Origin of the sequence: Terrabacter sp. 2YAF2, assembly GCF_052114705.1 — a bacterium.
Classification (GTDB): domain Bacteria; phylum Actinomycetota; class Actinomycetes; order Actinomycetales; family Dermatophilaceae; genus Terrabacter.
Map to the genome: position 1 here is coordinate 182,244 of NZ_JBFRFG010000002.1, position 11,705 is coordinate 193,948.

General features: G+C 72.2%; 10 protein-coding genes. 6 read left to right on the plus strand and 4 right to left on the minus strand.

What is annotated here, in order from left to right:
* A complete protein-coding gene (locus tag AB4030_RS03770) occupies positions 1 to 948 on the minus strand; it encodes a carbamate kinase (RefSeq protein ID WP_442277847.1) in 948 nt (315 codons plus the stop codon).
* Positions 949 to 1,199: 251 nt separating this feature from the next.
* Between AB4030_RS03770 and AB4030_RS03775 the strand changes: the two genes are divergently transcribed.
* A complete protein-coding gene (locus AB4030_RS03775) occupies positions 1,200 to 1,445 on the plus strand; it encodes a DUF6458 family protein (protein ID WP_442277848.1) in 246 nt (81 codons plus the stop codon).
* Between the two features lie 24 nt (positions 1,446 to 1,469).
* Here the strand turns inward: AB4030_RS03775 and AB4030_RS03780 are convergent, their stop codons facing one another.
* Genes AB4030_RS03780 through AB4030_RS03790 form a run of 3 tightly spaced genes read right to left on the minus strand, consistent with a single transcriptional unit; the run spans position 1,470 to position 6,518 of the window.
* Positions 1,470 to 2,306 (minus strand): SDR family oxidoreductase, encoded by an 837-nt coding sequence (locus AB4030_RS03780; protein ID WP_442277849.1) that lies wholly within the window; start codon positions 2,304 to 2,306, stop codon positions 1,470 to 1,472.
* 2 nt (positions 2,307 to 2,308) lie between these two features.
* Positions 2,309 to 4,348, minus strand: coding sequence for a hydantoinase B/oxoprolinase family protein (locus AB4030_RS03785; protein ID WP_442277850.1), 2,040 nt, complete (start codon positions 4,346 to 4,348; stop codon positions 2,309 to 2,311).
* A 1-nt stretch (position 4,349) separates the two neighbouring features.
* On the minus strand, positions 4,350 to 6,518 hold the full coding sequence (locus tag AB4030_RS03790; RefSeq protein ID WP_442277851.1) for a hydantoinase/oxoprolinase family protein: 2,169 nt from the start codon (positions 6,516 to 6,518) through the stop codon (positions 4,350 to 4,352).
* Between the two features lie 149 nt (positions 6,519 to 6,667).
* Between AB4030_RS03790 and AB4030_RS03795 the strand changes: the two genes are divergently transcribed.
* The 5 genes from AB4030_RS03795 (at position 6,668) to AB4030_RS03815 (ending at position 11,695) form a co-directional block, all read left to right on the plus strand.
* On the plus strand, positions 6,668 to 7,351 hold the full coding sequence (locus tag AB4030_RS03795; RefSeq protein WP_442277852.1) for a response regulator: 684 nt from the start codon (positions 6,668 to 6,670) through the stop codon (positions 7,349 to 7,351).
* Positions 7,352 to 7,355: 4 nt separating this feature from the next.
* Positions 7,356 to 9,047 (plus strand): histidine kinase, encoded by a 1,692-nt coding sequence (locus AB4030_RS03800; RefSeq protein WP_442277853.1) that lies wholly within the window; start codon positions 7,356 to 7,358, stop codon positions 9,045 to 9,047.
* Positions 9,048 to 9,264: 217 nt separating this feature from the next.
* Positions 9,265 to 9,783 carry a hypothetical protein gene (locus AB4030_RS03805; protein ID WP_442277854.1) on the plus strand — a complete coding sequence of 173 codons (519 nt, stop codon included), beginning with the start codon at positions 9,265 to 9,267 and terminating at the stop codon, positions 9,781 to 9,783.
* Complete coding sequence (locus tag AB4030_RS03810) at positions 9,780 to 11,147, plus strand: CPBP family glutamic-type intramembrane protease (RefSeq protein ID WP_442277855.1); 1,368 nt, start codon at positions 9,780 to 9,782, stop codon at positions 11,145 to 11,147. The genes AB4030_RS03805 and AB4030_RS03810 overlap by 4 nt, the downstream gene beginning before the upstream one ends.
* A gap of 89 nt (positions 11,148 to 11,236) precedes the next feature.
* Complete coding sequence (locus tag AB4030_RS03815) at positions 11,237 to 11,695, plus strand: YciI family protein (RefSeq protein ID WP_442277856.1); 459 nt, start codon at positions 11,237 to 11,239, stop codon at positions 11,693 to 11,695.
* The last annotated feature ends 10 nt before the right edge of the window (positions 11,696 to 11,705 follow it).

The following is an 11,705-nucleotide window of genomic DNA, read 5'->3' on the forward strand; positions in this document are numbered from 1 at the left end:
TCACCTTTCTCTTTCAGGGTTTTCGATGACGGTCCCGACGTGGCCGTCGATGGCCGGGGCGAGCTGGTCGAGTGCTGTGATGATCGAGCGCGAACCGCCGGAGCGGACGAAGCGCAGGGCGGCCTCGACCTTCGGACCCATCGAGCCCGACGCGAAGTGGCCGGCGGCGGCATACGCCTCCATCTCGGCGAGCGTGACCCGGCCGATGTCGTGGGCCTCCGGCGTGCCCCAGCCGGCGACGGCGTGGGCGACGTCGGTCGCGATGACGAGCGCGTCGGCGTGGACGGCCCGGGCGAGCAGGGCGGCCGTGAGGTCCTTGTCGATGACGGCCTCGACGCCGTGCATGGCGCCGTCACTGCCGCGGACGACGGGGATGCCGCCGCCTCCGGCCGTGACGACGACGTAACCGGCGGCGAGGAGCGTGTGGAGCGTGTGCGTCTCGAGGACCTCGACCGGCTCGGGGGAGGCGACGACGCGACGCCAGCCCTTCTCGCCGCGGTCCTCCCAGCGCTCGCCGTGGTCGATGAGCGTCTGGGCCTGCTCGCGGGGCAGGAAGCGCCCGATCGGCTTCGTCGGGTGGGTGAAGCCGGGGTCGTCGGCGTCGACGAGGGTGCGCGTGATGATCGCGGCGACCGGTCGCTCGACGTGACGGGCGGCGAGGGCACCCTCGAGGGTGTCGAGCAGCGTGAAACCGATCGTCCCCTGCGTCTGGGCGCCGCACCAGTCGAGCGGGACCGGCGGCACGACGTGCGCGGCGAGCTCGTTCTTGACGAGGAGGTTGCCGACCTGGGGCCCGTTGCCGTGCGTGATGACGACCTCGTGGCCGGCGGCGACGAGCTCGGCGAGGTGGTGGCTCGCGACGGCGATGGCGTCGAGCTGGGCCTGGGGCGTCGCGCTGCCGTCGGGCCCGGTCATGGCGTTGCCGCCCAGCGCCACGAGCACCCTCACGGCGCGTCCTCGGTCGTCATGGCGTGAGCCTAGGGAGCGCGGCGGAGCGGGCGCGTTGTCACCTCCTGCCCAAGGCAGCCACCGACATTGGCAGATGTATGCCGTCGGGCCGAGGTCCGTGGGCTGCTGCACCGCCGTCCGGGGGCGGGGCCGTCGATCTCGCCTGGACCGTTTCGGTCCGCGGGGCGCGGGGAGATAATGTCTTCAGGCGCCGTCCGGCGCGCTTCGGTCGAGCCGAGAGGTGGGCACACGTGGGAGTCGGGGTCCTGCTCGCCGTCGTCGGGGCCATCCTGGCCTTTGCGGTCCGCGCCAACACGCCCGCCATCAGCCTGCCCACCGTCGGGGTCATCCTCATGGTGGCCGGCGGCCTGCTCATCTGGCACGGGGCGAAGGGCACGCAGCACAAGCGCGTCATCACGCGCGAGGAGCGGCCCAACGGCTCGGACTCGCCGACCAACACGGTGCGTCAGACCATCGAGGAGTTCGACGTCGACTGAGGCGCCCACCGCCTCTGCTGGACGTCAGGGGTGAGCCAGCACCTGCGCCCACGTCCCCGGTTCGTGCCCGAGCAGGCGGCGCAGCGTCGACGGGTCGCCGACGAGGCCGCCCCGGTCGTAGGACGCGAACATCGCCAAGAGGTCGTCGCGGGCCTGGGCCGACAGGGTCGCACCGGGTCCGGCCACCCACTCGGCGACGTCCACGCGGATGGCCTGCACGGGGCGGCCGAGCACGTCCGTGGCGACGCGCGCCAGGTCGCGGACCGAGAGCACCTCGGGGCCGGCCAGGTCGTACGTCAGGCCCTCGTGCCCGATGCGGGTCAGCACTGTCACGGCGACCTGCGCCACGTCGGCGAGGTCGACGTTCGTGAAGGGCGCGTCGAGCGAGTACGGCACGGTGAGCTGCCCGCTGGCCGCTGCGTCGACGAGGTTCTGGTGGTATGCCGCGGGGCGCAGCACCGTGACCCCGGGCAGGTGATCACGGATGACCTTCTCGGCCTCCGCCTTGCGGAGATGATGCGGCATCGAAGCCTCGTCCGGGTGCAGCACCGAGTGGAAGACGAAGCGGGACAGGCCTGCTCGCTCGGCCGCGGCGGCGACGCGCTCGGCGATCCCGACCTCGTCAGGGTGCACGTTGGGCGCGAGGTGGTAGACGGCGTCGACACCGGCGAGGGCCTCGTCGAGCCCGACCCCGGACTCGAGGTCAACGACCGAGATCGACCGGGCCCCAGCGGCATACGCTCTCTTCCCGGCCTCGGTGGAGCGCACCGCAGCGCGCACGTCGACCTCCTGCGAGGCAAGCGCGCGCGTGACGGCGCGACCGGTCTTGCCGGTCGCGCCGATCACGAGGACTGTCGTCACGGTCAGACCCAGTCGACATCTGCCGCAGTCCGTCCCGCGGCCAGCGTTGCGTAGCCGGGCCCACGGTCGAAGAAGGGCTGCTCGGCGGCCCGATCCGCACGCAGCTGCTCGCGCAACGCGTCTGACGCGTCGGTGTCGATGACGGGGCCGTCGAGGTCGCCGGTGGCGACGACGCCGTAGTCGCGGCGTGCTCCGTCGAAGGAGACCTTGCCCCAGCGCAGGTCGCGCTCGACCTCGTCGTAGGGCCGGTCGAGCGGGTCGCCCCAGCCGCCGCCTCCGGTGGTGCGGATGCGGATGACCTGACCGGCCTTGACGACCTCGGCGTCGGCGAGGGCGTCGACGGTGCGCTCCTCGGGTCCGCCCACGTCGACCGTCACCTCGAAGGGACGACCGGCCTTGCCGCCCTTGACGCCCCAGCAGGCGAGGATGGAACGGTCGGCGATGGACATGAAATGGGCGTCCTTGAGCATCCGGATGTGCTTCTCGTAGCCGAGGCCGCCGCGGTAGCGGCCTGCGCCACCGGAGTCGACGGCGAGACCGAGCCGCTCGACGATGAACGGGAACCGGCTCTCGGTGAACTCCGTCGGCAGGTTGCGGCTGTCGGGCACGACGTGGATCGTGTCCTCGCCGTCGGCGTAGTAGCGCCCGCCCGAGCCGCCGCCGAGCACCTCTCGCATGAGGTAGTCGTTGCCGTCGCGGTCCTTGCCGTAGACGCCGGTGTAGCGGATCGTCTCCTGGTCGGCGGGCATCTTGCCGTCGACGGCCTTGGCGACGACGCCGGCGAGGACGCCGAGCAGGCGCAGGATGACGAAGGTGCGGGCGTTCGTCGGCGCCGGGTAGATCGGGGTGAGCAGCGTGCCCTTCTCGGGGAACCTCATCTCGATGAGCGGCACGATGCCCTCGTTGACGTCGAGCTCGGCCATCCGCTCGGGGGTGTCGGCGAGGTTGCGGAGGATCGGCGCGAGCCACTTCTTGAGGAAGTTGCCGCCGACGTAGTCGCCGCAGTGGTTGATCGGGCCCTTGGCCTGCTTGGCGGTGCCGGTGAAGTCGATGATCAGCTTGGGGCCGCCGTCGCCGGGGCCGGGGCCGCCGGTCGACTGCTTCGTCAACGTGATCCGCTGCGTGTGGAGCATCGGCTCGTCGACGCCGTCGTGCTCGGCGTAGTCCTCCCAGACGTAGGTGCCGTCGGGGATCTTGCTGAGGATCTCGCGGCGGTAGGTCTCCGTCGTCTTGTCGAGGATCGCGTCGAAGGCCGCCTCGATGGTGTCGCGGCCGTAGCGCTCGAAGAGCTCGGACAGGCGACGCGCGCCCATGAGGCAGGCCGAGCACTCGGCGTCGAGGTCGGCGGCGAGGCTGTCGGGCATGCGGCTGTTGCGCGTCATGATGCGCAGCGCCGCCTGGTTGGGAACTCCCTTGTCCCACAGCTTGATCGGGGGGACCGAGAGCCCCTCTTCGAAGACCGTCTGCGCGTTGCTCGGCATCGAGCCGGGCACGGCCCCGCCGATGTCGTCGTGGTGCCCGAAGGCCTGGACGAAGGCGACGACCTCACCGCCGGAGAAGACCGGCACCGTGACGCAGAGGTCGGGCAGGTGGCCGATGCCGCCCTCGGACTCGTAGACGTCGTTGTGGAAGAAGACGTCGCCCTCGCTCATCTCGGCGAGCGGGAAGTCGCGGGCGATGGGGTGCACGAGGGCGCTGTAGGACCGGCCGGTCAGCTTGCGCAGCTGCCGGTCGTGGATGCCGGCGCGGAAGTCGTGCGCGTCACGGATCATGGGCGAGCGCGACGTGCGGGCGATGGCCGTCTCGACCTCCATCTCGACGCTCGCGAGGGTGCCCTCGACGATCTCGACGAGGATCGGGTCGACCGTCGTGCCCTCGGGCGTCAGCCGGTTGCCGTGCTCGTAGGCCGTGGGCAGTCCCGCAGGATTGCGTATGCCGTCCGGCGCGCTCGCGTGGGCCGCGCCGGCTGCCAGCCCCGCTCCGGCGCCGGCGGCGTCGACGGGGGCGAGTCGGGTGCTGGCGGTCTGGCAGGAGAAGCACATGTCAGGCCTCCGGGGTGGTCTGGGCGGCGGTGGTCTTGGTGATGACGAGGTTGCCGAGGGTGTCGACGCGGACGACGAAGCCGGGGTGGACCGGGACCGTCGAGCCGAACTCCTCGATGACCGCCGGGCCCTCGACGGTGTCGCCGGCGAGGAGGTCGGCGCGCCACCAGACGTCGGTGTCGACGTAGCCGGCGTCGGCGTCGAAGCAGACCGGCCGGACGCTCCGGTGGGCCCGCTCGCGCACGTCGGCAGCGCCCTCGGCGCCGGCGAGGTCCCGCAGCTCGGGGCGCGTGATCGGCCCGACGCCGGTGACCCGGAGGTTGACCCACTCGACCTGCTGCGTCGGGTCGTTCCGGAAGTCGTAGCCGTAGAGGGCACGGTGCTCGTCGTGGAAGCGTGAGGCGACGCCCGCGGCATACGCCTCGTCGACGTCACCCTCGGGGGCGGCGACGCGGACCTCGTAGGCCTGCCCGAAGTAGCGCAGGTCGACCGTCCGCGTGTAGCGGTGGCTGTCGCGCGGGAAGCCTTCGGCGTCAAGGGCGCTCGCTGCCTTGGCGGTGAGGTCGTCGAAGGTCTTCTGCACGGCGGCGTGGTCGAGCGAGTGGTGCCGGGCGACGGCCGTCTGGACGTAGTCGTTCTTGACGTCGACGGTGAGCAGTCCGAACGCGGAGACGTTGCCGGGGTTCTGCGGGACGACGACCCCGGCGAGGCCGAGGATGTCGACGAGACGGCAGGCGAGCAGGGAGCCCGAGCCACCGAAGGTGGCGAGCATGAAGTCGCGCACGTCGAGACCGCGCTTGACCGAGACCTGGCGCAGGGCGTTGGCCTGGTTCCACGCCGAGATCTCGAGGATGCCGGTCGCGCAGCGCTCGAAGTCGAGGTCGAGCCTGCCGGCGAGCTCGGTGATGCCGGCCCGTGCCGCGTCGACGTCGAGGGGGATCTCGCCGCCGAGCAGGTGCGGGGGGATGCGGCCGAGGGTCACGTGCGCGTCGGTGATGGTCGGCTCGGTGCCGCCCTTGGCGTAGCAGAGCGGTCCCGGGTCGGCGCCGGCGGACTGCGGGCCGACCTTGAGCGAGCCCTCGGGGGAGATCCACGCGATCGAGCCGCCACCGGCGCCGACGGTGACGACGTCGATCATCGGGATCTTGCTCGGGTAGGCACCGACCGTGCCCTCCGTCGTCAGGGTCGGCTCGCCCGCGAGGACGACCGAGACGTCGGTCGAGGTGCCGCCGCCGTCGCAGGTCAGGACCTTGTCGAAGCCGGCGCGGCTGGCGATGAGGCCGGCCCCGAGCGCCCCGGCGGCCGGGCCGGAGAGGACCGTCGTGATCGGCTGGTGCACGACCTCGTCGGCCGAGAGCACGCCGCCGTTGGACTTCATGACGTAGAAGGGGAACCCACGGGGGGCTTCGCCCCCCGCGTCCCCCCCGGAAGACGCGTGTGGCTGGGCCAGGAAGTCGGCCAGCCGGTCGTGGATGTTGCGGACGTAGCGGGAGACGTTGGGCTTCACCGCGGCGTCGACGAGGGTCGTCATGGAGCGCTCGTACTCGCGGTACTCGCGCAGCACCTCCGAGCTGATCGAGACGATCGCGTCGGGGTGCTCGCGGCGGAGCACCTCGCGCATGGCGAGCTCGTGGCTGTCGTCGGCGTAGGAGTGCAGGAAGCAGACGCCGATCGTCGTGATGCCGCGCTCCTTGAACCACCGGGCCACGGCGACGGCGCGCTCCTCGTCGAACGGGCGGATCTCGTTGCCCTCGAAGTCGAACCGTCCACCGACGGTCTTGACGTGGTCGGCCGGGACGATCCGTGCGGGCTTGACCCAGAAGTAGGAGTTGCCGTAGCCGTCGGGGACGGCCTGGCGGGCGATCTCGAGGATGAACTCGTAACCCTCGGTCGTGATGAAGCCGAGGGCCTCGACCTTGCCCTCGAGCAGCTTGTTCGTCGCGACGGTCGTGCCGTGCGAGACGGCGCTGATGTCGTCGCCGCTCGCGCCCATGAGGTCGAGCACCTTGCGGACCCCGGCGAGGAAGCCGTCGGCGGGGTTGCTCGGCGTCGAGGGGGTCTTCGTCGTGACGAGCTCGCCCGACTCCTCGTCGAGCGCGACGACGTCGGTGAACGTGCCACCCGTGTCGATGCCGATGCGGATCCGGCGGGTGGTGGTCGCGTCGGGCATGCGCGCTCCTCGGTCGGGAAGTAGGGCTGTTTCGCTGCACAGATTCAACTGGGGGACGACGGCCGGTCGCGTTGGCGTAATCTGCCAAAGAGCGCGCGGATCTCGGTCAACCCTTCGACTCCGGTCGGCCCGTGCCCCACAATGTCGCCATGGTCGCCGACCCAGTGCCTGCCGACCCGGACATTCGGGTCCTCGTCGTCGACGACCACCGCGTCGTCCGGGCCGGGTTGACGGCCTTCCTGGCCACCGAGGACGGGATCGAGGTCGTCGGGGAGGCCGCGGACGGGCAGGCGGCCCTCGACGAGCTCGCCGTGCTCGAGCGAGCGGGCACGCTGCCGGATGTCGTGCTGATGGACCTCGAGATGCCGCGGATGGGCGGCGTCGAGGCGTGTCGTCGCGCCCGCGAGCGCTGGCCCTCGGTCGAGATCGTCGTGGTCACCTCGTTCGCTGACGGCGACTCGGTGCGGGCAGCCCTCGAGGCCGGTGCCAACGGCTACGTGCTCAAGGACACCGATGCCGACGGCGTGGCCCGCGCCATCCGGCAGGCCGCGGCGGGCCACATGCATCTCGATCCCGCCGCGGCGCGCACGCTGTCGGACTCGTTGCGGGCGCCGCGCAGCGCTGCCGACGCGCTCACTCCCAGGGAGCGGGAGGTCCTGGTGCTGGTCGCGTCCGGGGCGAGCAACCGCGAGGTGGGGCGCCGGCTGGGCGTCACCGAGCGGACGGCGCGAACCCACGTGTCCAACATCCTGGCCAAGCTCGACCTGCGGTCGCGGACCCAGGCGGCCCTCTGGGCGGTCCGCGAGGGGCTGGCCCCGGCGCCGGATGCGTGACGGCATGCAGGACGGCATGCAGGACGGCATGCAGGACGATGCGGTGGCGCCGGGCATCGACCCCCTGGCGCTCAGCCGGAGCCTGCGGTCGACCTCGATGCCGACGGTGCCTGTCCTCGAGCCGGCGCGCGCGAGCCGCACGAGCCTCGACGAGCAGCTGCTCGACCTCGTCTTCGACCGCGCACCGATGGGAGTGGCCGTCTTCGACACGAACCTGCTGCTCCAGCGGTGCAACCGGACCTGGACCCACTTCTACGAGCACTATCTCGGCGTCGGGCCGGAGTACACCACGCCGGGGGCGTCGCTCCACGACCTCATCCCCGGCAACGAGGAGAGCATCCAACCGCTCGTCGACGCGGTCCTCTCCGGACAGGTGATCCGCCAGGCCGCCCACCGGGTCGCGATCCCCGGGCTGGAGACGTTCTGGGACGTCGTCTTCGCACCGCTGTTCGAGGGCGACCGGATCGTCGGCATCGTCGACATCGTGACGGACGCCACCGACCGGGTGCGGGCGACGAGGCGGCTGCAGGCCAGGATCGCGACCTTCACCCGCGTGGCCGCCGGCATGAGCGTCGACCAGCCGCTCTCCACGACGCTGGCCAGCATCGTGGACGCGGTCCGCGAGACGACGGACGCGTATGCCTCCTCGATCGTGTCGTGGGGCTCGTCCGGCACGGGTTCGGCTGTCGGTCATGCTGATCCGCTGCTCGGCCCCGGACTCGCCGAAGCACTTGCTGCCACGTACTCGCACCCGGACATGCCCGTTCGCGAGGTGGGGGAGCGGCGACTGATCCTGCGGGAGGGCATGCGGGAACGGGTCCTGGCCAACCCGCGGTTCGCGGCGCTGCACCCCTACGCGCACGACGCGGTCTGGGACGACGTGGCCATCGTGCCGCTGATCTCCTCGGGCTCCTCGTACGGCGAGCTGCACGTCTACCTCGGGCCCGGTCAGCGACTCGACGACGACGACGAGGCCTACCTGACCGCCCTCGCCGACCAGGCCGCCGTAGCGGCCCAGAACGCCGAGCTGTTCAGCACGGCCGCGCAGGCCGCGTCGCTCGAGGCTCGCCACCGGCTGGCCCGCGACCTGCACGACTCGGTCAGCCAGGCGCTCTTCTCGATGACGCTGCACGCCTCGGCCGTGGCCCGTCACCTCGAGGCGGCGGGTCTGGACGCAGATCATCCGGCGCAGACCCAGGTCGGCCAGCTGCAGGCGTTGACCCGAGGGGCGTTGGCCGAGATGCGGGCCCTGATCTTCGAGCTGCGCCCGGGTGCGCTGGCGGAGGAGGGTCTCGTCTCGGCCCTGACGCGACAGGCGGCCGCCCTGTCGGCCCGTGAGCAGATCCCGATCACCGTCACCGCTGCCACGGTCCCGACGGGCCTCGACCCGGACGTCGAGGAGCACCTCTACCGGGTCGCCCTCGAGGCGCTGAACAATGCCGTCAAGCACGCCGACGCGTCACGCCTCGACGTCGAGGTGCAGGTCGTCCGGGCCACCCCGGACGAGCCCCAGGTCGTCCGCATCAGCGTCGTCGACGACGGCCGGGGCTTCGACGCCCGCGCCTCGTGGCCGGGGCACCTGGGCCTGCGGACCATGGCCGAGCGCGCCGAGGCCGTCGGGGCGCGCCTCGAGATCGCGTCCGAACCCGGGGCCGGCACCACCGTGACGCTGACCTTCCCCCAGCCCGCGCCGTAGCCGACGCCGTAGCCCACGTCGCCGTAGCCGACGCCGTAGCCCACGTCGCCGCAGCCGCGCGCGCCCCTGGCGCCGAGTCTCGTCTACGTCATTGCGCCGAGGCGGCCTCGGCCGAAGATCACGGGCTGACCCAGCGAATCGGCCGATGTGGCCGGGGGTGGCTGTGCAGCAACGTATTCCGTGTCAGCAACAGCCTCCACGGAAGGTCGTCAACACCATGTCAAACGCTCAGTGGGCTCTGAACGTCCTCTTGCTCGTCTGGGTCCTCTCCCGCAACCTCGGGGTGCGTGAGGTCACCCGGTCGATGTTCGTCATGCCCCTGCTCATCGTCGTCGCGGCGGCCGGCGGCCTCCTCCGGGACGTCCCGACGGTGGGCAACGACTGGCTCCTCGAAGCCGTCGGGGCCGGCGCCGGTCTCGCGCTCGGCGTCCTCGCGGCGTTCCTGTGCCGCGTCGAGACCCGGCGCGGCCGGGTCACCGTCTCGGCGGGCGTGGGCTTCGCGGCCCTGTGGGTCGCGGTCATCGGCGGACGGATGCTCTTCGCCGCCTGGGCGCAGGGCCCGGGCGCGGCCGCGATCGGAGGGTTCTCGCGTGACCACCTCATCACCGGCGCGGCCGCCTGGACCGCTGCGTTCGTCCTCATGGCGCTCGCGATGGTCGCGGGACGCCTCGCGACGCTGGCGATCCAGCTCGCCCGAGTCGCCGGCCCGGCCGCCCTCGCACAGGTGCGGTCGTGAGCGCCGCCACGCTCTCGTCCGGCCGGGTGCAGGATCGGCCGCCCCACCAGCCCGAGCACCAGCCCGAGCACCAGCCCGAGCACCAGCCCGAGCACCAGCCCGAGCACCAGCCCGAGCACCAGCAGGACCCATCCGGCGCCCGTCCCATCCGCATCTTCGTCGTCGCACACGACGTCCGGGTGCGGGCGAGCCTCGCGTCCCTGATCACCGCCGACGACCGGCTCGCACTGGCCGGCACGGCCCGGACGGGGGAGGAGGCCCGACGCACGTTGACGCTCGCCCCGGCCTCGGTCGACCTCGTCCTCGTCGACATCGCCCTCCCGACCCGGGCCGCCGGCCACGCCCTCATCCACGACCTCGCCGAGCACCCTGCCGGCCCGTTCACCGTCGTCTCGCTCGGCTTCGACACCGCTGACGACCGATCCGCCAGGGCCTCCGGGGCCGTGGCCCACCTGACGAAGTCGACCGCTCCCGAGGAGATCACCACCGTGCTCGCGCGCGCCCCCAGGACCAGCCACACGACCACCGCACCCGCCCTCCCGGGCGCCGGCCCCAGCACCGTCCGGTCAGGCCTGACCCCGCCACTCGGCCGGGGAGGTCTTGTCCTCGCCGTCCTCGCCGTGTTCGTGCCACCGTGGCTGTTCTGGCTCTCGGCGCTCGGGCAGTCCGCGGGTTGGTGGGGCTGGCGCCTGCCGCAGGGCGCGGCGCTGTGGTCGATGACGCTGCCGCTCGTCGCCGTCATCGCGGTGCGCGGTGGCCGTCCGGCCCTCGTCGACCTGTGGGGTCGCCTGACGCGGTGGCGGGTGTCGCCCTGGGCGTATGCCGCGGCCCTCGGCGTCCCGGTCCTGCTGGGTGCCGCCTCTGCTGGCGTGGCCGTGGCCCTCGGTGCACAGAGCCCCGTCGGGCAGCTGATGTCACTCCCCGGCGCGCTGACCTACCTCGCCTACGGAACCGGGCTCTTCCTGCTCACCGAGGAGCTCGCGTGGCGTGGGGTGCTGCTGCCCCGCCTCCAGGAGCGGATGGCGCCGTTGGCCGCGGCGGTCGTCGTCGGGCTCGTGTGGGGTCTGTGGCACCTGCCGCTCCTCCTGGTCCCGGGCCAGCACGACCACGGGCTGCCGCTTCTCGGGTTCCTGCTCCTCATCGTGCCGACGAGCGTGCTCGTCACGGCCCTCGTCACCACGGCGCGGGGGAGCGTCGTCGTCGCCGCGGTGTTCCACGCTGCCTTCGACGCGGCCTACAGCTGGTTCGGCGTCGTCGGGACCGACCACCGCCCGTTCTGGGCCGCGGTCGTGCTCAGCTGGCTCGCCGCTGCGGCGGTCGCCGCGCTGACGCGCGGACGTCTCGTGCTCGGCTCGATCCGTTGAGCGGGCGCCGCACCACCTCGGCTGCGCCACGATGTCGAGGGCGCGTCGTCGGCTGCGTCCCCCGGGTGAGCGTGCCACGCTGGCACGACGTGACGAAGGAGAGCGACATGGCGCAGTACCTCATCGGCGTGGACTTCCAGCCCGGCGACGACCCGGCCCCGATGTCCGACTGGACGCCGGAGGAGGTCCAGGCACACCTCGACTACTACGGCGTGCTCATCGGTGAGCTCGAGGCCAACGGCGAGCTCGTCTCGTCGACGATCCTGACCGGCCCCGACCTCGCCAAGATCGTCCGGTCCGACGGGGTGGCGCCGGTCGTCACCGACGGGCCCTTCCAGGAGTTCAAGGAGTGGATGGCCGGCTTCCAGGTCGTCGAGGTCGACTCCGAGGAGCGCGCCCTCGAGATCGCGTCGCTGATGTCGGCCGTCCCGGGCCGCGGGGGTCGCCCGACGCGCCAGCCGATCCACGTGCGGCAGGTGATGGAGCAGGCGCCCTCGAACACCGACGAGATGGACGCCTTCCTGCGCACGACGGGTGCCTCGCACTGAGCCCTGCGCC

Coding starts and splice junctions, on each gene's coding strand:
- AB4030_RS03790 (WP_442277851.1), bottom strand. CDS start 6,518: ATGCCCGACGCGACCACCACCCGCCGGATCCGCATCGGCATCGACACG.
- AB4030_RS03785 (WP_442277850.1), bottom strand. CDS start 4,348: ATGTGCTTCTCCTGCCAGACCGCCAGCACCCGACTCGCCCCCGTCGAC.
- AB4030_RS03805 (WP_442277854.1), top strand. CDS start 9,265: ATGTCAAACGCTCAGTGGGCTCTGAACGTCCTCTTGCTCGTCTGGGTC.
- AB4030_RS03800 (WP_442277853.1), top strand. CDS start 7,356: ATGCAGGACGGCATGCAGGACGGCATGCAGGACGATGCGGTGGCGCCG.
- AB4030_RS03795 (WP_442277852.1), top strand. CDS start 6,668: ATGGTCGCCGACCCAGTGCCTGCCGACCCGGACATTCGGGTCCTCGTC.